Below are 19223 nucleotides of genomic sequence, written 5' to 3'. Positions count from 1 at the left end.
CCTTAAACCCTCCTCTAATTTTCTCACATCGCTCAAAGAGCCTTATTTATTCTCATGCTTCTGAATTGCAATCGCAAACAGTTCATTTATTCTATCTATCCGGCCTTCATAGTAGAGGTATCCGACCAAACTCTCCAAAGCGGTAGCTAGACGGTAATCAGCTAAATCAGCATTTTTGGGAGGAGCTCCTGATTTCGAATTGCGGCCGCGACGGACGATGTCCGCCTCTTCCTCCGTCAAGTGAGGCTGCCAGATATCCAACGTTTTCTTTTGTCCCTTAGCGGATACGAATTTCGTCGCTTCACGATGAAGATGGTGTGACTTCTGATTCGGAAGCGAAATAAAATATTGCCTTACGAGCAGTTCAAAAACAGCATCTCCCATATAAGCGAGCACAACTGGATTCATGAGCTGCGGCGATTTGGCTGGCGGATGAAAGAGCAGCATGTTCAACTCGTTATGCTCGCTCATTTGCGCCGCCAACGGATACCTTGCGGTGTATCCTCAAGGACAATGTTTTTTTCGATCAGCAAATCACGTATTTCATCCGCTCTTGCCCAGTTTTTCGACTGGCGAGCTTCAGTCCGCTCTACAATAAGCTGTTCGATATCCGCAGCAAGCAGCTCTGCGTCTGCTTGCTGCTGAGGCAGCAAGCCAAGCACGGCATCCATACGTTCAAGCAGCGTCAATAAAGCGTAGACAGCACTTGGAGCAGCATCGGAGCGATTCAAATATTGATTAGCCTCTGCAACCAAATCAAACACCGTAGTTATCGCATCCGGTGTATTGAAATCATCACCCATTTTTGCATGGAATTGTTCGTGTATCAGTTTAAGTCTAGCATCAAGTGCTTCATCGCCAGATGGAACAAGACCATTCCCCTTGCCTGCCGCTTGAGTAAGCCCGCCATCAAATGATGAAAGTCTATGTTTTAGATTTGCTGCGCTGTTTGCAATGCGCTCCACGCTATTCTCAGCTTGAGCAATCGTATCATCGCTGAAATTCAGCGGACTGCGATAATGTGTAGCAAGCATAAAGTAACGGATAGCATGCGGCTTAACCCGCTTCACCAGTTCATGCACCGTAATGCCGTTTCCAAGCGATTTGGACATTTTCTCATTGTTGATATGAATATAACCGTTGTGCATCCAATAGTTCGCCAGCGGCTTACCCGTTAGCGCCTCCGATTGTGCCACCTCACATTCATGATGAGGGAATTGCAAATCATGTCCGCCGCCGTGAATATCAAGTGTATCGCCAAGGTAAGTGCGAGCCATTGCCGAGCATTCAATATGCCAACCTGGGCGTCCATCACCAAATGGACTCTCCCACTTAATTTCTCCCGGCTTTGCGCCTTTCCACAAAACAAAGTCCTGTTGATTTTCTTTACGATCGCCAATTTCAACTCGAATTCCGAATTGAAGCTCTTCAATATTCTGATGCGAAAGCTTGCCGTAATCGGCAAATGCAGCTGTACGATAATAGACATCGCCTTCACTCATATAAGCATAGCCTTTATCAATTAGATCTTGAATAAACGTTACGATCTGAGGAATATGTTCCGTTACTCTCGGATTAAGCGTTGCCTTGTGAACACCCAGCGCTTCAATATCTTCGTAAAATGCTGCTATGAACTTTTCCGCTACTTCAGGTACGGTCGTCCCAAGCTGCTCTGCTTTTCGAATTAGCTTATCATCTACGTCTGTAAAGTTAACGACATATTGAACCTCGTTCCCGATATCCTCTAAATAACGACGAGCGACATCAAAGAAAATGACGGGCCTTGCATTACCGATATGAATGTAATCATAGACTGTTGGTCCGCAAACGTACATTTTCACTTTACCTGGCTCTTGCGGTACAAAGGGCTCTTTAAGCCGCGACACTGTATTATAAATGGATACTGTCATTTTCGTATTTCTCCTCCAGCTACTGGATTCCCAAGCTTCACCAGCTCGGATTTCAATTCGTCTATTTCCTTCTGCATCGCACGGAACATCTCAATGACAGGATCGGGCAGCTGCGTATGATCAAGCCGGTCGCCTACACGCTCCCCATTTCTTCTAACGACACGCCCTGGGTTTCCAACTACTGTACAGTTTGTAGGAACCTCCCGAAGTACAACCGCATTCGACCCTATGTTAGAAAATTCGCCCACCTGAAATGAACCGAGCACCTTGGCTCCTGAGCCTATAACTACATTATTGCCAATTGTCGGATGACGCTTACCTTTTTCTTTCCCTGTTCCACCGAGAGTTACACCTTGATAAATAACGACATCATCACCGATTTCACAAGTCTCGCCAATGACGACACCCATTCCGTGATCGATGAATAATCGTTCTCCGATCTTAGCGCCTGGATGAATCTCGATGCCAGTCATAAAGCGGCCTACCTGAGAGATTAAGCGGGCTGTCGTAAACCAGCCTTTGCGATACAAGGGATGGGCAATGCGATGAGCCCATATGGCGTGTAAGCCTGAATAGGTGAAAATAACCTCGAAGCGACTGCGAGCAGCCGGATCATTCTCAAAAACCGCTGATATGTCCGATCGAAAATGACGAAACATAAGCTATGCTCCTTTATCCTACGCTCATAAATTTCTAATAAAAGAAAAGCCTCTGCAGCATATTATGCTGCAGAGGCGTGTTATCTCGCGGTTCCACTCTGCTCGAACAAATCGACAGCTTCCCTCACTGAAGATCGTTCATCTTAAGGTCTTTAACGCAGACGTTACGTTGCTGCCTACCCTGCCCAGTCAAATACACACCATCAAGAACGACTAAGCGTCTCCGCTCATCTTTATGATGATATATTTCTTACTGAAGCAGCTCGGAACAAAGCTCCCAGGTGCATATTTCCGTTCGGCGGACCAGACAACTTGCAGCCACATTCTGTTTCCTCATAGTCACATTACGATGCGACTCCGACTTGAATGACGGTTGTCCTCTCTGCGAATCCACAAGCAAACGTACTTCTCCTGTTCATGGCCGTTTGATTCATTCTATTATTTATTAGTCATAGTATACCGAATACCCAAAAATGTGACAAGGGCATTATGTTTACCCACATTAACATTTATGATGGGTGCCTATGCTCCAAAGCCAGCCAATCGATCGCGTAGACGCTGTGCAACCTTCTCCTTGCCAAGCAAGGCAAGCGATTGATTCAAGTCAGGACCATGTGTTTGTCCAGTAAGCGCAGCACGAATCGGCATAAAGAGCTGTTTACCTTTAAAACCTGTTTCCTTCTGAACAGCTTTAATCATTTCTTTAATGCCATCCACTTGAAATGGTATTTCTCCCGCTTCAATTTTTGCTAAGAAGGCTTGAAGCACAGCGGGCACCTGTCCCTCAGCAAGAACTTCAGCAGCTTCGCTTTCATCCTCTACCGTTTCGCGGAAGAATAGCTCAGTCATAGGTACGATTTCAGAAGCATAACGCAGCTTATCCTGATGGAGTGCAACAAGATCCGTCACCCATGCTCTTCCTTCTGCATCAAGATCTACAGCTGCACGACCTGCTTTTTGAAGATGCGGCAAGCAAAGATCTACAAGGCGAGTCAAATCCGTTTTTTTCAAATATTCATTGTTCATCCAGCTAAGCTTCTGCGTATCAAATACAGCAGGGCTTTTACTTAGTCGCTCAGGATTAAACACGTTAACAAGCTCTTCGCGAGTGAACATTTCCTGCTCGCCTTCTGGCGACCAGCCTAGCAAGGTAATAAAGTTGAACATCGCTTCAGGCAAGTAACCAAGATCATCATATTGTGAAATAAACTGAATGATGGATTCATCCCGTTTGCTTAGTTTTTTACGCTGTTCGTTAACGATAAGCGTCATATGACCGAATTTCGGCGCTTCCCAACCAAACGCTTCATAAATCATCAATTGACGAGGCGTATTGGAGATATGGTCCTCCCCACGCAAAACATGACTGATTTTCATCAAATAATCGTCCAGCACGACAGCAAAGTTGTAAGTTGGAATGCCATCCTTCTTCACGATGACGAAATCACCCATCTCCGTTGTATCGAAGCTGATCGAGCCTTTAACGATATCGTCAAAAGCATACGTCCGTCCCTCTGGAACACGAAAGCGAATACTTGGAATACGTCCTTCTGCTTCGAATGCTTGGCGCTGATCCTCCGACAAATTGCGGTGCGCTCCGGAGTAACGAGGGGTTTCACCGCGCTCCGTTTGCTCTTCCCGCTCCTTCTCAAGCTCTTCCTCTGAGCAGTAGCAACGATAAGCAAGACCACGATCCAGCAGTTCCTGCCAGTACTTGTTATAAATATCAAGACGCTCTGTCTGGCGATAAGGACCGTACCCGCCGCCGATATCGATGCTCTCGTCCCAATCCATGCCGAGCCATTTCAAATATTTAAGCTGGCTTTCTTCTCCGCCCTCAACATTACGCTTTACGTCTGTATCTTCAATCCGAATAATAAATTTACCGCCTTGGTTTCTTGCGAACAAATAATTGAATAAGGCCGTTCTAGCATTACCAATATGTAAATGACCCGTTGGAGATGGGGCATAACGTACTCGAACTTCTGCAGTCATCTTGAATTACCTCCTAAAAGTTTTGCGAAGCAAAATCTAGCTTCGTAAGCATATACCAATAAAGTTTTGCGAAGCAAAATCTAGCTTCGTAAGCATGCTCTGCTTAATGAATACTCCCGATCATAGCACATCCTTGATCAGACAGACAACGGATTGCGCTGCAATTCCTTCGCCTCTCCCTGTGAAACCAAGCTGCTCCGTAGTCGTCGCTTTTACATTCACCTGCGTGATGTCTGCCTCCAGTGCCTTTGCAATAATTTCAGCCATTTGTGGAATATACGGAAGCATTTTGGGCTTCTGAGCAATAATCGTGGAATCGATGTTGCCAAGCTTATAACCGCGCTCGCGCACAAGCTTCCACACATCCTCAAGCAGCTTCAAGCTGTCGGCATCTTTATATGCCGCATCCGTATCAGGAAAATGTTTACCAATATCACCAAGTCCAAGCGCTCCTAGAACCGCATCCGTTATCGCATGCAGCAAGACATCCGCATCAGAATGACCTAGCAAGCCTTTCTCATATGGGATCGTTACTCCCCCAATAATGCACGGACGGCCTTCTACCAATTGATGCACATCAAATCCATTTCCAACTCGAATCATCCTTGCTCACCATTCCCCTCTACCTTATCAGCATGACGCTTCGCAAGCAAAAATTCCGCCCACGGTAAATCTTCAGGCGTCGTAATTTTTATATTCGTGTATTCGCCTTCTGCCACAGTGACGCTTGCGCCCATACGCTCTACTACCATTGCGTCATCTGTTCCAATAAACTGTTCTGCAAGCGCACGCTCATGCGCCTCCAGCAGTAGAACACGTCGAAAAGCTTGCGGCGTTTGTATCGCCCACAAGCTTCGACGGTCCGGTGTCGAAACGATAATTCCCGCTTCATTCACTTGTTTAATCGTATCTTTAACTGGAACAGCCAGTACAGAAGCACCGCTCTGCTCAGCTTGCGAGCAGCAAGCACGGACGGCATTCGCGGATACAAGCGGACGTACTCCGTCGTGTACCATCACCCAGTCGCTCTTCAGCTCCTGCAGACCATAGTACACGGAATGCTGTCGTTCTTTTCCCCCGGCTACAACAGCCGTTACCTTCGTTATGCCATATAGGGAAGCCCAATTGCGGCAGCGCTCCACATCCTCACTGCCTACGACCAGAACCATTTCTTTAACCAAATCCATTGACTGAAACAACTCTAGCGTATGAACAAGAATAGGCTTGTCCCCTAGCTTCAAATACTGCTTACTTTCTTTCGTACCCATCCGCGTGCCTCGTCCGGCCGCTACGATGATAACTCCCCAATCTGCTCCCATGCCTTCGACCCGCCTCACACTGAGTTAAAAGTAAGTATCTATAAAACTTAGTTTATAAATAGACTTACCTTTCGCTGCGAAACGAGCTTGTGCCGCCAATTGTCGACGTTAGCCGTTTGCGCTGTAACAATAGTACTATCATACCTCGTTACTGCGCTTTTTCCAACAACTTCGGCTTCGCAAATATCATTCGGCCCGCTGACGTTTGGAGTACGCTCGTTACAAGCACTTCCATCGTCGTCCCAATATATTCACGTCCGCCCTCAACGACAATCATCGTTCCGTCATCCAAATAGGCTACACCTTGACCATGCTCTTTGCCGTCTTTTATCACTTGTACAATAATTTCTTCTCCTGGTAGAACAACCGGCTTTACGGCATTAGCCAAATCATTAATGTTGAGCACCGATACACCTTGAAGCTCGCATACTTTGTTTAAATTGAAGTCATTGGTAACAACCTTACCATGAAGCGCCTTAGCAAGCTTAACAAGTTTGCTGTCCACTTCTCCGATTTCTTCGAAATCACCTTCATAAATAAGTACCTTAACATCCAGCTCTTTCTGAATCTTGTTCAAAATATCGAGCCCGCGGCGTCCTCTGTTGCGCTTCAGTAAATCAGAAGAATCTGCAATATGCTGCAATTCCTCAAGCACAAACTCAGGAATAACTAGAGTTCCTTCAATAAAACCTGTCTTGCAAATATCTGCAATTCGTCCATCAATAATAACGCTCGTATCCAGTATCTTATGCTCCTCATACCCGCCCGCTTCGTCTACTGGCGCAGTTCTGCGTTTCTCCAGCAGAGCTGCAAAGCCTTCTGCCAACTCTTCCTGCTTATGCAAGCCAATTCGCATGCCTAAATAACCGAAGCATAACATCATAGCAGCAGGTAGTAGGCTCCCAATACCCTCTAGACCGGAAACTGCCGGATAGATCAATACAGTGAGCAATAAACCTGCAAGCAGTCCGCCTGCCCCCGCAAAAAGCTGCTGCATCGGAAGAGCCGCTGTTTGCTCCGCACCCTTCTGCATATAACGAATGACTTGCCCCGCTACCATCGTTGCCACAACTACACCAAAAACCGCGCCAATTGCTACATTCATGTAATAAGTGCCGGATCGCTGTAGCATTCCGAAGGATGAGCCAGACCATACGGCCGCTCCATTTACCCATCCGTATACTTCACCGCCTGCCATACCACCGAACAACATACCCAATATTTGAATTATTCGTCTAACCATTATGGTTCACCTCCACTACAATTATGTTCCAATAATTGGCTCGCTAACCGTGGGGGCGCGTATTAATTGCAAACATTTATAAATTTTAATAATTCACATTTTGTAAAAGCTGGATATGAAGCTTATAATGTATAATAAGAATAAAACATAAGAGGTTGGTGAAAGAGGTGGAACCGATGAGTGCTCCTACACTGGATCAATTTCAGCAGCAAGTATCCGAATTGCTGCTACGGCACCGCAGCTTGCTAGATGTTATGTCCAAATTTGGACAGTCAGGCGCTTCGGTTAATCGTGCAGTAACGAAAGCAGTTACAGATTGCGGATGTATTGAATTAAATGCCCGCAAGCAGCAGTACTCAAACGAACTAAATCTTGAAAATGCCAAAACGACTCTACAAAGCCATCTGACCGGAGCCGTATGTGAGCATTGCCGCGACGCACTTAAAGCTGATCTTGGCCGCAACTTGTTTTATATGACTGCGCTATGCAATTTACTGAATATCCAACTCGATGAGGTTATCGCTGACGAGTACGACAAATGCTCGACTTTAGGCTTGTTTAATTTAACGTAACGATGAAATACATTAATCGAGAGAGGAAGAGTCTATCGTCTCTTTCTCTGAACATCGAAATACACAAGAGGCCTCCCATATTGGGAGGCCTCTTTTATAGCGCTACTACGGCTACTTCTGTTGCATGAACCCAGAAACAATAACATCTAACGGACGTGTAAGAAGAGAATATAAAATAGCAGCTTCCTCTTGGCGGTTCAGAACTTTCTTAGAATAATAATTGAAAATGCCTTTCTCTGACTCTTGAACCTCTGGTCCATAGATGCCGAGCTTAACGATCATCTTCACAGCTGGCAGCGCCCATACATCAGTCTCTCCGGAGAGCTTAACCGATTCGAACAACTCTGCTGGATACTGCTGAGAGAAGACGCGCCACATCATAACGGCCGCTTCTTGACGAGTAATGCTACGATTCGGCTCGAACCGATTCGTTGTTGTTCCTTTGACCAGTCCAAGCTCATAAGCCTGCTGGACAAAAGCCGCTGCCGAATGGCCTTTCAAATCCGTAAAAACGAGTTCTTCCGTGCTGCTTCCTTTTAATCCGCTAATCTCCATAAGATGCTTAACAAATTGTCCACGAGTGACAGATTGCTCGGGATTAAATTTCTCATCCCCAATCTCTGAGTAATGACCTAACGTTTTCAGCGTATAGATCGCTTTCTCATACGGATGATTTTTCGCAATATCAGCAAACAAGGTCGGTGCTTTATGTTTCATCCCATAGCCGAGCGGATTCAGATATGGCTCCTTTAAGTAAAGTACTTCATCGCCAGACCCTAACGCAAATGCCGTGAAGTTTCCAGAAAGACTATCTACAAACAGGTTGTTATCTACCTGCTTAAGCACGCGAGGTCCGATGAAAGCATCTGAAATCATTAAATTGCCTTTATCATCTGCTTCTATTGATGTATTTAGTTGACCAATACGAAGGTCAGTATAAATGCCCGTGAATTTATCTAACTGATTACTCGTATTTGGCGTGAATGCGTCAAGCTTGGCAGGTTCAGCATACACCGGGAAAAACGATTTAATAAAAGCCTGATAGAAGAAATCACGAAGAGGGCCCAGCTTGTTGTACGTGATAAATACTCCCGTCTTTTGTTCCGGTATAAGGAACATAAGCGAGCTTGTCCCCACAATATCTCCCAGTTTCGCAATTACGGAAGAGCTGCTTCCCGCTCCAGGAAGCTGGATAGGCGCTTCAAAACCATAGGTTGTGTTCGGCATTAACGGATGAATTTGGGAACGATACGTTTCCATCTGATCAACGGTCACTTGCTTAAGGATGCGACCGGATTCTGTTGTGCCGCCGTTCAGAAAAGCAATCATGAACTTACCTATGTCTTCAGAAGTAGAGAACATCCCTCCTTGCGGCATTACAGTAGGAGTAACTGCGTAAAGTTCATGTTTGCCGTTCACCGCATCGTATTCCGAAACAAGATTTTCTTTAAGCTTCTTATCGAGTAAAAAACGGCTTGAATCCATATGCAGTGGCTTGAATATGTTCTGCTCCATATAATCGTTAAAAGGTACACCGCTAACTTTTTGTACAATTAATCCAAGCAGCATCGAAGCAAAGTTATCATACATGTACGCGCTGCCCGGCTCCCGAACGACAGAAGGCATCTGCTTGCGAACATAGTCTTCAATTTCAACAACTTTCCCGAAGTCGGTATGTATATCCTCTGGCTGCGGATCACGTATCTCAAAACCAGTCGTATGCGTAAGTAAATTCTCAATCGTAATCGGTTTGCCAAATGGATTGTCGAACTTCAAATCCTTTACGTACTTGGTGAAATCGTCTTGAAGGCCGATCTTCCCCTGCTCTACAAGCTGCATAACCGCCGCTGCGGTAAAGGTCTTGGACACTGAGGCGATACGAAACACGCTTGAAGCAGGATCGACAGGTTTTTTCGTTTCCAGATCCGCTAGGCCATAACCTCGCTGTGCGACTGTTTTACCATCCTTCACAATAACGACAGAGGCTCCTACATATTGCGATTTGATTTGTTCCGATGCAAAGAAATCATCCAGAAACGCTGCGGCATTTTCAGTATTTAACGCTTTTGGAGCAAGCGCAGCACTCGGATCCACGGGGGCTGCATATACGGCTGGAGCCAGCAGGCTAACTGATAAAGCAGCAGTAACAATCGTTTTGGTCCATAAAGACGGCTTTTTAATACTAAATAGTCGTTTCAAACCAGCATCTTCTCCATTCGAATTCGATTTTGATTGCCTACTAAATACGAATTTGGATGGAGAATCGTTTCAATATTATTCCAAAAAAGATTGTTAAAAAGAGGACATCATTGCTTTCATCCATAAGGGAAGACAAAAAAAATAACGCCCCGAGCAAGAAGATCTGTGCTTGGAACGCTATTTCTTATTCAATATTTTAAGCAACTTAAGCTGGCTTCTCTGATTGAACAGGATCCTCTGTGTCTTCATCCCGTTTCTTCCGTTTACGGTTTCGCTTGGGTAAACGGCGATCAACGTTTTTTTTTAGGCCGTACAGCGCATAAAGCAGCAGCGGTACAAACAATATTTTGGATAAGTCATTTTTAAATAGAAGACCTAATACGACAGAAACCACAATGACAATAGGGACAACCCATACTGCGCTCTTCGGTATGCCGACCTTTTTGAAATTCGGATATTTAATCGTACTAACCATTAAGATGGATAACAATACAGTACTTGCAAGCAGCACCGATACATAAATATCATCTTTAAACAAAGCTAGAGTCGCTAGCACACCACCCGCAGCCGGTATAGGCAAGCCGATAAAGTATCCAGGCGCACTTGATATCACGTTGAAACGAGCAAGGCGCAATGCCCCGCAAATCGGAAACAGTGCCGTTACAATCCAAGCAAAGGCTGGATTAAGCTCTTGAAAAGCGACTACATACATAATAAATGCCGGCGCTACGCCAAACGAAATCACATCGGATAATGAGTCCAGCTCCTTACCGAATTCACTTTGAACGTTCAGCGCCCGAGCAACGCGTCCGTCTACACCATCAAGCAGCATGGCGATTAACACCATCATTGCCGCAGTATCTGGTTTTTCATTAAATACAAGAATGATGGCGATTACTCCTAGGAATAAGTTCCCCACCGTGAGAAGGCTCGGTATCGATTTTGTGATCATCTTTTCCACCTCTTCTCTACTATGCCCCAAAAACCTTAACGAATGTATCTCCAAGTTATAGGATCACATTCAATCCATTGTATGGGATTTAGATTTGCCTGTCAATGAACATCTGCTCTTGGATCCGCTTGAGACCTTCTTTAATCGCACGTGCCCGTACCTCGCCAATCCCTTCAACCTCATCCAATTCTTCGATCGTCGCCATCAAAATATGAGGCAATCTTCCGAAGGTTTCAATCAAATTGTTCATAATAATAAGCGGCAGCCTCGGAATCTTATTCAGCAGGCGATAACCACGCGGAGATACCGATTCATCGTTCATATTGCTCGTATGTGGATAACCGATCAAACGGATGATTGGCGGCGCATCCAGCAGTTCATCAGAGCTTAGCTTCTTGAGACCTGCCCGAATTTCGCGTATCTTCTCATCCGAATTTTCTTTGGCATAATCCTTAAGTAAGTACCAGGCTTCCTCTTCTACGCCGCCTACAAGCTCATCCATTTGCATGCTGATAAGTCGGCCTTCCGTGCCTAGCTCATTCACATAACGCTTAATTTCCATCTTGATGCGCAGCACCATTTCAACCCGCAAAATAACATGCGCCACTTCCTGCAGCGTAACGAGTTCTTCGAACTCCAGCGCAGAGAGGTTCGTAAATGACTGGCTAAGCACTGCTTTATATTTCTCGAGCGTTTGAATCGCTTGGTTGGCCTTTGTCAAAATTACACCCATGTCCTTCAATGAGTAGCGAAGGTTGCCTTGATACAACGTAATGATATTACGACGCTGTGAGATCGATACAACCAGCTTGCCTGTTTGCTTAGCTACCCGTTCAGCCGTACGGTGCCTAATGCCTGTTTCAATAGACGGAATCGAGCTGTTAGGAATAAGCTGCGTATTTGCATATAGAATCCGGCGCATATCCTCGCTCAAAATAATCGCGCCGTCCATTTTTGCAAGCTCATACAAATAGTTCGGTGAGAAATCACAATTGATAGAAAATCCTCCGTCAACGACCTCCATTACTTCTGGACTATAACCTACAACAAGCAATGCCCCCGTTTTGGCCCGCAGCACATTTTCAAGCCCATCACGAAAAGGGGTACCTGGTGCGACTAATTGCAATAATTGATTCATAATTTCAAGCTGAGTAGGTTCCTTCATCGTCTGTCCCCCTATCCAAGTGTTGCCTTAAGTGCTTCCGACACTGTAGTTACGCCTATAATTTCTATGCCCGCCGGATGCTTCCACCCCTTTAAGCTCTTCTCAGGCATAATGACACGTTTAAATCCTAGCTTCTCGGCTTCCTTTACCCGTTGCTCTGCACGCGATACGCCGCGCACCTCTCCCGTCAGTCCTACTTCACCAAAAACAACGTCAAATGGCTTCGTCGGAGCATCCCGAAAACTGGAGGCTATGCTGACCGCAGCTGCTAGATCGACTGCCGGCTCGTCGAGCTTGACTCCACCTGCTACGTTCAAATACGCATCCTGTGTTTGTAGAAACATACCGTTTCGCTTCTCCAGCACTGCAATGATGAGTGCCAATCGGTTATGATCAATACCCGTGGACATTCTGCGTGGAGATGGAAAGTTAGTTGTTGCAACAAGCGCTTGAATTTCCACAAGCACGGGTCTGGTACCCTCCATACTTGCAACCACTGTGGAGCCTGATACGCCAAGCGGACGTTCTGACAAAAACAGCTCAGAGGGATTGGTAACTTCCCGCAGCCCATCCTCGCCCATTTCGAAAATACCAATCTCATTCGTTGAGCCAAAGCGATTTTTGACAGCTCGCAAAATCCGGTAAGTATGATGGCGCTCACCCTCGAAATAAAGGACACAATCCACCATATGCTCGAGCATCCTCGGTCCGGCAATTGCGCCTTCCTTCGTTACATGGCCGACAAGCACCGTTGCAATTCCTTTAATTTTGGCTACTCGCATAAAATGTGCCGTACATTCACGAACCTGTGACACGCTCCCAGGTGCAGATTGAACGTTTGGATCATAGACGGTTTGAATGGAGTCAATCACGAGAAAATCTGGCTGAACCGATTCTATAGCATCGTTAATTTGCTCCATATTGGTCTCGCATAGTACATATAGCGATTCCGTAAGCGCTCCAAGGCGATCTGCCCTAAGCCTCGTTTGTCGCACCGACTCCTCCCCAGAAATATAGAGCACTTTCAATCCCTTCGCCGCAAGCGCATGAGAGGTTTGCAGCAGCAGCGTAGACTTTCCGATACCAGGATCACCGCCAACAAGAATTAGCGAGCCAGGTACAACACCGCCGCCGAGCACTCGATTAAGCTCCAGCATCTTTGTTTCTATACGAGGCTCTTGCCCACTTTCTATATGTATGATGGACTGCGGCTTTTCTTTCGCATGAAACGACGACAATCCGACGCCCTTCGTTTTCACAACGGTTTCTTTCTCTTCCACCATAGAGTTCCAAGCATGGCAGCCGGGACACTTCCCAAGCCATTTTGCCGATTCTGTACCACACTCTGTGCAAACAAACTTTGTTTTAATTTTGGCCATTCGATACTCCTTAAACGTGATGGACCAGCTCTATTTCACGATACTAGTCCCAGCGATTTCGCTTAAAATCACACTACATAAAGTTTACCATTTTATCATCCAGGTATAAACCCACATTGTTAACGAATAAAAGGCGATAATCTGCTTATTATTCGTTTCCCAATGCTTCACTTATCCACATCAGTAATTTTTATCGTTATCCACAGATTTACCAACAAGTTATCAACATTATCCACAAACTCATCAACATATCCCCATAGCCTTCATGGATAAATCAGCATAAAAAACGCTCTCGTTATCCACAGTGGATAAGAGAGCGAAATGTTGGCCGCCAATTCAGCCTTATTTATTTGAGTTCAGTCTTTTATATTATAAGTCCTGAAGATGCTAAACTTCAATTCCAGCTTGCCGAGCAACCAGCACGCGATGCGTTGTCACCTGTGAGCCGAGCATCACACTTTCCTTTTGCTCACCTTCATTACCCTGCTGCTGACTGCCTTTATGAGCATGAGCTTGTCTGAAAGAATCACTGTTTACCCAGCCGTCGAAGGAAGCTTTATTTTCCCACGTGGTACTCACTTTAAGCTCGTCGTATTCCTCCAAGCCTTCCGTCAGCAATACTTCCATTCGCACAAAACCAGCCGATAAATCTATACCTTTAGAATTTTGAAATCTTTTTGCCACCGTCTCTCCGTGACCCTTTTTTACTTTTATCGTATTGGTAACAACTATCATCGTTGCTCCTCCATTCTATGTATTACTTTAGTTTCATTATACGATAATGATTATCATTGTCAATTTATAAAAATAAGAAAAACTGTCCCGCAAACAGCTGCTCTGATTACGGGACAGTTTTATAACATACTTATTTCGTTGCTGTTTCTTCTGGTTCTTGCTCCGAAATCGACTTCGCAACCGTTAGGCCGCCATCTTTCTCATCAATAGTGAACGTATCGCCTTTTTGGATCTTGCCCATCAACAAATCTTCGGACAGACGGTCTTCGATATGTTTTTGGATAGCCCGGCGAAGCGGACGTGCTCCGTATTGCGGATCATAGCCTTCCTTCGCGAGGAACGCTTTCGCTGCATCCGTCAGAATGAAGTCAACCTCCTGCTCACGAAGCCGCTTGCGCAGCTCATCCGACATCAGCGTAACGATTTGAGCAATATGCTCCTCGCCAAGCGAGTGGAACACGATACTTTCATCGATACGGTTCAAAAATTCTGGACGGAAGTTTTTCTTAAGTTCACTGAGCACTTTATCCTTCATTTGAAGGAAATCACGTCCCGCATCCTGAACGGCTGTGAAACCGAGCGAAGAATTACGCTTAATTTGATCAGCTCCGACGTTGGAAGTCATAATGATCAATGTGTTGCGGAAATCGACGACACGACCTTTGGAATCGGTCAAGCGACCATCCTCCAGCACTTGAAGCAAAATGTTAAATACTTCAGGGTGAGCTTTCTCGATCTCATCTAGCAATACAACGGAGTACGGCTTACGGCGTACCTTCTCAGTCAGCTGTCCGCCTTCTTCGTAGCCTACATACCCTGGAGGAGCTCCGACTAAACGTGAAGTCGAATGTTTCTCCATATACTCTGACATGTCGATACGGATAACTGCATTCTCATCTCCGAACATAGCTTCAGCCAGCGCTCTTGCAAGCTCTGTCTTACCTACACCCGTTGGCCCTAGGAAGATGAATGAGCCGATAGGACGCTTCGGATCTTTAAGACCGGCACGAGCACGACGAATCGCTCTGGATACCGACTTAACTGCATCATCTTGACCAATGATCCGATCATGAAGGATATCCTCCATTTTCAGAAGCCGCTCTGTCTCTTCTTCAGCCAGCTTGCTCACAGGAATCCCCGTCCAGCTTGCTACAACCTGTGCAATATCCTCAGGTGTTACTTCAGAATCGGTACGGCCTTGTTTTTCTTTCCACTGGTTTTTCGTGATATCGAGCTCTTCGCGAATCTTTTGCTCCGTATCGCGCAGTGCTGCCGCTTTCTCGAATTCTTGGCTTTGAACCGCTGCATCCTTCTCCTTGCGGATATCTTCCAAACGGTTTTCAAGCTGCTTCAAATTTGGCGGTACCGTATAAGAATGTAAGCGTACCTTTGACCCAGCTTCGTCGATAAGGTCAATCGCTTTATCCGGCAAGAAGCGATCTGGGATATAACGATCCGATAGCTTCACAGCTTGCACGATAGCTTCATCTGTAATTTTTACACGGTGATGAGCCTCATAACGATCACGCAAACCGTACAAAATTTGAATCGCTTCTTCCGGCGAAGGCTGATCCACTGTGATTGGTTGGAAACGGCGCTCAAGCGCTGCATCTTTTTCAATATATTTGCGATACTCGTCAAGCGTAGTTGCACCAATACATTGCAGTTCACCACGCGCTAATGCAGGTTTGAGAATGTTGGATGCATCGATTGCACCCTCTGCTCCGCCTGCACCGATCAGCGTATGAAGCTCATCAATGAATAGAATGATATTGCCCGCTTGGCGAATTTCATCCATGATCTTTTTCAAGCGATCTTCAAATTCTCCACGGTATTTCGTTCCTGCTACAACAGAGCCCATATCCAGCGTCATAACACGCTTATCGCGCAAAGTTTCAGGAATTTCATTCTCGATAATCTTTTGCGCTAGTCCCTCGGCGATTGCAGTTTTACCTACCCCTGGCTCTCCGATTAGCACTGGATTGTTCTTCGTCCGGCGGCTAAGCACTTGAATGACGCGCTCAATTTCCTTGCTCCGACCGATAACAGGATCCAGATTTCCTTCCTTCGCATAAGCAGTCAAGTCTCTTGCAAGACCATCAAGCGTAGGCGTGCTAACATTAGCCTGCGAACCGTGATTGCTCGAAACTGCTTCGCTGCTTCCAAGCAGCTGCAGCACTTGTTGACGAGCCTTATTAAGGCTAATGCCAAGGTTGTTGAGCACTCGTGCCGCAACACCTTCTCCTTCGCGAATTAAACCAAGTAAAATATGCTCTGTTCCAACATACGTATGTCCAAGCTTTCTAGCCTCATCCATCGAAAGCTCAATTACTTTTTTCGCGCGTGGCGTATAGGCAATGTTATTCGGCTGTTCTTGTCCACGACCGATTAACGCTTCAACCTCGTCTTGAATTTTCTCAAGCCCCAGTCCTAATCCAATCAATGCTTTAGCCGCTATTCCTTCCCCTTCGCGAATAAGGCCTAGCAAAATATGCTCTGTACCAATATTGTTATGTCCGAGACGAACCGCTTCCTCTTGCGCCAACGCTAGCACCTTCTGTGCTCGCTCCGTAAATCTTCCAAACATCATATTTACGCACCCCCATGGCCTTTTTCACCGCGCAATTGCTTGCGTATAAGTTCTGCTCTCCTGAAATCCCTCTGCTCTGGACTCATCTTCTCGTCGAAGGTTTGTTGTAAAAATCCAGGCTGAGTCATGACCAAAAGTTCATTCAACACTTGCGGTGTTACATCTGACAAAATACCAAGATCCGCGCCCAGCCGCACATCTGACAACCGCTGTGCTGCTTCCTTGGAATCCATAATTGAAGCGTAAGCTAAAATGCCAAATGATCGTTTTACGCGATCCTCAGTTCTCAGCCTCGATTCCTGCATAAGACGCTTGCGTGCTGCCTTCTCGTGCTCGATAATTTGCCTTGCTACACCATAAAGGTTATCAATAATTTCAGTCTCAGACTGTCCCAGCGTAATTTGGTTGGACACTTGAAACAAATTGCCAAGTGCTTCACTGCCTTCGCCGTACAGCCCTCTTACTGCTAAGCCTACCTGCGTTACTGCTGATAATATACGATTAATCTGAGACGTTAAAACAAGTGCTGGTAAATGCATCATGACCGAAGCCCTTATGCCTGTTCCAACATTAGTCGGGCATGTCGTTAAATAACCGCGTTTCTCATCAAACGCATAGTCAGCTGATTCTTCAAAAATATCGTCAATTCCGCTGGCCAATGCCCACGCTTCCTGGATTTGAAAACCTGGATATAAACATTGAATGCGTAAATGATCTTCTTCGTTAATCATTATGCTGACAGATTCATTATTGCTTAAAATAACGGCCCCGCATTGCGATTCGTTCGCTAAATTAGGACTGATTAAATGCTTTTCAACAAGAACCCTTTTATCAAGCTCGCTTAAATCTGACAACACAATGGTCTCAAAAGAACCTATAGACTTCAGCTTGCCGCTTTGGCTCACTTCAGTCAGCTGTTCCATGACATCCTTAGATTGCTGATTCGTAGCTAGTAATGGAAAAGGCTGATGACGTAAATTTCGGGCTACTCTCACTCTGCTGCTAATGACAATTTCAGATTCGGGACCTGCGTCCCTCATCCATTCGCTAAGCGCATGCTCTGAGAATCGATGCTTAGTCAAGAGATTCCTTCACTCCTTCTATTCCAGCCTAAAGGTCTGCCATTTTGCGCTCTAATTCACGTATGCGATCACGCAGCTGAGCCGCGCTCTCAAATTCCTCTTGATCTATCTTCTCTTGCAAATCCCGTCTCAGCTGTTCAATCTCGCGCTTGCACTGGATTTGCCCGCCTGAGCGCTTAGGTATCTTGCCGCTGTGTACAGTACTGCTGTGAACGCGTTTGAGCAGTGGATCAAGCTTACTTTCAAACGCTTGATAACAGGAGCTGCAGCCGAAACGTCCAATCTTGCTGAACTGTGTATAGGTTAATCCGCAATCCTCGCAGCGAAGCGCTGGCTGCTTTATACCGGTAATGGTTGACCCGCTGAGTTGTTCGAAATCAAGAAGCCCTGACAATAAGCTGTGAATAGAAAAACTATTCGGTGTGCCAGGAATACCTTCGCCTTTCTCCCGAGCACAGCTTTCACAAATATGGAATTCGGTCTTCTCTCCATTAATAATTTTTGTAAAATGAAGCGTAGCAGGTTTTTTACCGCAATCTTGGCAAAACAAGCTTGATCCCTCCTCCCGGTATAAGCGGCTTATTATTATTTAACCAGCAGTGTGATCAGCATAGTCCTGAGCAACCTCGCCCGAACTTCATCCCTTAGCGGCAGCTTGAGTGCAATCGTATCACGATGCACAGCAGCACGGAGCAGGTTTCCCTCCCGCTTGGAGATCAGTCTTGCTTCCTCCAGCTGATAAATAAGTCCTTCAGCAGCACTTTGGTCGACACATTCACCAATCGTTTCTTCGATGTGGAATTGAATCGTCTTCAGTGCCGGAAGATCAATCCGTTGTATTCGGATATAGCCTCCGCCTCCGCGCTTACTTTCAACCATGTATCCTTTCTCCATGGTAAATCGAGTGCTAATGACGTAGTTGATTTGGGATGGTACACACGAAAACTTATCAGCCAAGTCATTACGTTGAATTTCTACCGCTCCCTCTGGACTATCTTGGAGCATATGCTTCAAATACTGTTCGATGAGATCGGAAATGTTACGCAAACCACCAACCTCCCTGAGAAATAACCAATAAAACCAAAGTTGAAACACAAAAATTAAATAAATCTTTCAATCATTATAACATAATCACCGAATATTCGGACAACTGACTTTGACTTTCTTTGACCTTGATTTTATTATATGCAATTTTAGCAAAAGGTCAAGTGCTCGATTCATTTGATTTTCCATTAGCTTGGTACGGATGCAGGCTGTTTATACATTCCAAGACCCATTCCGTACAATAAAGTTAACATACGCTTACAAAAACAACAAAAAACCTATCGCATAACATGCGATAGGTCTCTCGTGCTTGGCGACGTCCTACTCTCCCAAGACCCTGCGGTCTAAGTACCATCGGCGCTGAAGGGCTTAACGGTCG

At 45.6% G+C, this 19223-nt stretch carries 17 protein-coding genes; 1 reads left to right on the top strand and 16 read right to left on the bottom strand.

Annotation, left to right across the window (positions count from 1 at the left end; translation table 11 throughout):
- Window positions 1-42: 42 nt before the first annotated feature.
- The 7 genes from AC0YN6_RS26855 to AC0YN6_RS26825 form a co-directional block, all read right to left on the bottom strand.
- Window positions 43-471 (bottom strand): Mini-ribonuclease 3, encoded by a 429-nt coding sequence (locus tag AC0YN6_RS26855; protein WP_475750869.1) that lies wholly within the window; start codon window positions 469-471, stop codon window positions 43-45.
- On the bottom strand, window positions 468-1910 hold the full coding sequence (gene cysS / locus AC0YN6_RS26850; protein WP_475750867.1) for a cysteine--tRNA ligase: 1443 nt from the start codon (window positions 1908-1910) through the stop codon (window positions 468-470). Before cysS ends, AC0YN6_RS26855 begins: the two co-directional genes overlap by 4 nt.
- A complete protein-coding gene (cysE, locus tag AC0YN6_RS26845; RefSeq protein ID WP_475750865.1) occupies window positions 1907-2569 on the bottom strand; it encodes a serine O-acetyltransferase in 663 nt (220 codons plus the stop codon). The genes cysS and cysE overlap by 4 nt, the downstream gene beginning before the upstream one ends.
- 522 nt (window positions 2570-3091) lie before the next feature.
- Window positions 3092-4564 (bottom strand): glutamate--tRNA ligase, encoded by a 1473-nt coding sequence (gene gltX / locus AC0YN6_RS26840; protein WP_475750863.1) that lies wholly within the window; start codon window positions 4562-4564, stop codon window positions 3092-3094.
- A 120-nt stretch (window positions 4565-4684) separates the two neighbouring features.
- Entirely contained in the window at window positions 4685-5167 is a 483-nt protein-coding gene (gene ispF / locus AC0YN6_RS26835; protein WP_475750861.1) for a 2-C-methyl-D-erythritol 2,4-cyclodiphosphate synthase, read from the bottom strand.
- The gene (ispD, locus tag AC0YN6_RS26830; RefSeq protein WP_475750859.1) at window positions 5164-5883 is read right to left on the bottom strand and encodes a 2-C-methyl-D-erythritol 4-phosphate cytidylyltransferase; all 720 of its coding nucleotides are present in this window, start codon (window positions 5881-5883) and stop codon (window positions 5164-5166) included. The genes ispF and ispD overlap by 4 nt, the downstream gene beginning before the upstream one ends.
- Window positions 5884-6031: 148 nt before the next feature.
- Complete coding sequence (locus AC0YN6_RS26825; protein WP_475750857.1) at window positions 6032-7126, bottom strand: PIN/TRAM domain-containing protein; 1095 nt, start codon at window positions 7124-7126, stop codon at window positions 6032-6034.
- 176 nt (window positions 7127-7302) lie between these two features.
- Between AC0YN6_RS26825 and AC0YN6_RS26820 the strand changes: the two genes are divergently transcribed.
- Window positions 7303-7698 carry a nucleoside triphosphate pyrophosphohydrolase family protein gene (locus AC0YN6_RS26820; protein WP_475750855.1) on the top strand — a complete coding sequence of 132 codons (396 nt, stop codon included), beginning with the start codon at window positions 7303-7305 and terminating at the stop codon, window positions 7696-7698.
- 111 nt (window positions 7699-7809) lie between these two features.
- Here the strand turns inward: AC0YN6_RS26820 and AC0YN6_RS26815 are convergent, their stop codons facing one another.
- From AC0YN6_RS26815 to AC0YN6_RS26775, 9 genes are all read right to left on the bottom strand, one after another.
- Window positions 7810-9897, bottom strand: coding sequence for a serine hydrolase (locus tag AC0YN6_RS26815; protein WP_475750853.1), 2088 nt, complete (start codon window positions 9895-9897; stop codon window positions 7810-7812).
- A 205-nt stretch (window positions 9898-10102) separates the two neighbouring features.
- A complete protein-coding gene (gene pssA, locus AC0YN6_RS26810) occupies window positions 10103-10849 on the bottom strand; it encodes a CDP-diacylglycerol--serine O-phosphatidyltransferase (protein WP_475750851.1) in 747 nt (248 codons plus the stop codon).
- Between the two features lie 88 nt (window positions 10850-10937).
- Window positions 10938-12014 (bottom strand): DNA integrity scanning diadenylate cyclase DisA, encoded by a 1077-nt coding sequence (disA, locus tag AC0YN6_RS26805; protein WP_475750850.1) that lies wholly within the window; start codon window positions 12012-12014, stop codon window positions 10938-10940.
- 11 nt (window positions 12015-12025) lie between these two features.
- Window positions 12026-13393, bottom strand: a complete 1368-nt coding sequence (radA, locus tag AC0YN6_RS26800) for a DNA repair protein RadA (RefSeq protein WP_475750848.1) — start codon at window positions 13391-13393, stop codon at window positions 12026-12028.
- Between the two features lie 387 nt (window positions 13394-13780).
- Window positions 13781-14128, bottom strand: a complete 348-nt coding sequence (locus AC0YN6_RS26795; RefSeq protein WP_475750846.1) for an antibiotic biosynthesis monooxygenase — start codon at window positions 14126-14128, stop codon at window positions 13781-13783.
- A gap of 130 nt (window positions 14129-14258) precedes the next feature.
- Window positions 14259-16718, bottom strand: coding sequence for an ATP-dependent protease ATP-binding subunit ClpC (gene clpC, locus AC0YN6_RS26790; protein WP_475750844.1), 2460 nt, complete (start codon window positions 16716-16718; stop codon window positions 14259-14261).
- A 2-nt stretch (window positions 16719-16720) separates the two neighbouring features.
- Window positions 16721-17800, bottom strand: coding sequence for a protein arginine kinase (locus tag AC0YN6_RS26785; protein WP_475750842.1), 1080 nt, complete (start codon window positions 17798-17800; stop codon window positions 16721-16723).
- A 28-nt stretch (window positions 17801-17828) separates the two neighbouring features.
- Window positions 17829-18350, bottom strand: coding sequence for a UvrB/UvrC motif-containing protein (locus AC0YN6_RS26780; RefSeq protein WP_475750840.1), 522 nt, complete (start codon window positions 18348-18350; stop codon window positions 17829-17831).
- 35 nt (window positions 18351-18385) lie between these two features.
- Entirely contained in the window at window positions 18386-18847 is a 462-nt protein-coding gene (locus tag AC0YN6_RS26775; RefSeq protein WP_475750839.1) for a CtsR family transcriptional regulator, read from the bottom strand.
- Window positions 18848-19223 lie beyond the last annotated feature (376 nt).

The sequence above is a fragment of the Paenibacillus sp. J22P15 genome, assembly GCF_056269345.1.
Note: the sequence above shows the minus strand (reverse complement) of the source record. Positions and strands in the feature narration are given on the sequence as shown.

Excerpts from the sequence above, each read along its gene's own strand:
- disA (WP_475750850.1), bottom strand. The coding sequence starts at position 12,014 with ATGAAGGAACCTACTCAGCTTGAAATTATGAATCAATTATTGCAATTA.
- ispF (WP_475750861.1), bottom strand. The coding sequence starts at position 5,167 with ATGATTCGAGTTGGAAATGGATTTGATGTGCATCAATTGGTAGAAGGC.
- AC0YN6_RS26825 (WP_475750857.1), bottom strand. The coding sequence starts at position 7,126 with ATGGTTAGACGAATAATTCAAATATTGGGTATGTTGTTCGGTGGTATG.
- ispD (WP_475750859.1), bottom strand. The coding sequence starts at position 5,883 with ATGGGAGCAGATTGGGGAGTTATCATCGTAGCGGCCGGACGAGGCACG.
- AC0YN6_RS26820 (WP_475750855.1), top strand. The coding sequence starts at position 7,303 with ATGAGTGCTCCTACACTGGATCAATTTCAGCAGCAAGTATCCGAATTG.
- clpC (WP_475750844.1), bottom strand. The coding sequence starts at position 16,718 with ATGATGTTTGGAAGATTTACGGAGCGAGCACAGAAGGTGCTAGCGTTG.
- cysS (WP_475750867.1), bottom strand. The coding sequence starts at position 1,910 with ATGACAGTATCCATTTATAATACAGTGTCGCGGCTTAAAGAGCCCTTT.
- cysE (WP_475750865.1), bottom strand. The coding sequence starts at position 2,569 with ATGTTTCGTCATTTTCGATCGGACATATCAGCGGTTTTTGAGAATGAT.
- pssA (WP_475750851.1), bottom strand. The coding sequence starts at position 10,849 with ATGATCACAAAATCGATACCGAGCCTTCTCACGGTGGGGAACTTATTC.
- radA (WP_475750848.1), bottom strand. The coding sequence starts at position 13,393 with ATGGCCAAAATTAAAACAAAGTTTGTTTGCACAGAGTGTGGTACAGAA.
- AC0YN6_RS26855 (WP_475750869.1), bottom strand. The coding sequence starts at position 471 with ATGAGCGAGCATAACGAGTTGAACATGCTGCTCTTTCATCCGCCAGCC.
- AC0YN6_RS26795 (WP_475750846.1), bottom strand. The coding sequence starts at position 14,128 with ATGATAGTTGTTACCAATACGATAAAAGTAAAAAAGGGTCACGGAGAG.
- gltX (WP_475750863.1), bottom strand. The coding sequence starts at position 4,564 with ATGACTGCAGAAGTTCGAGTACGTTATGCCCCATCTCCAACGGGTCAT.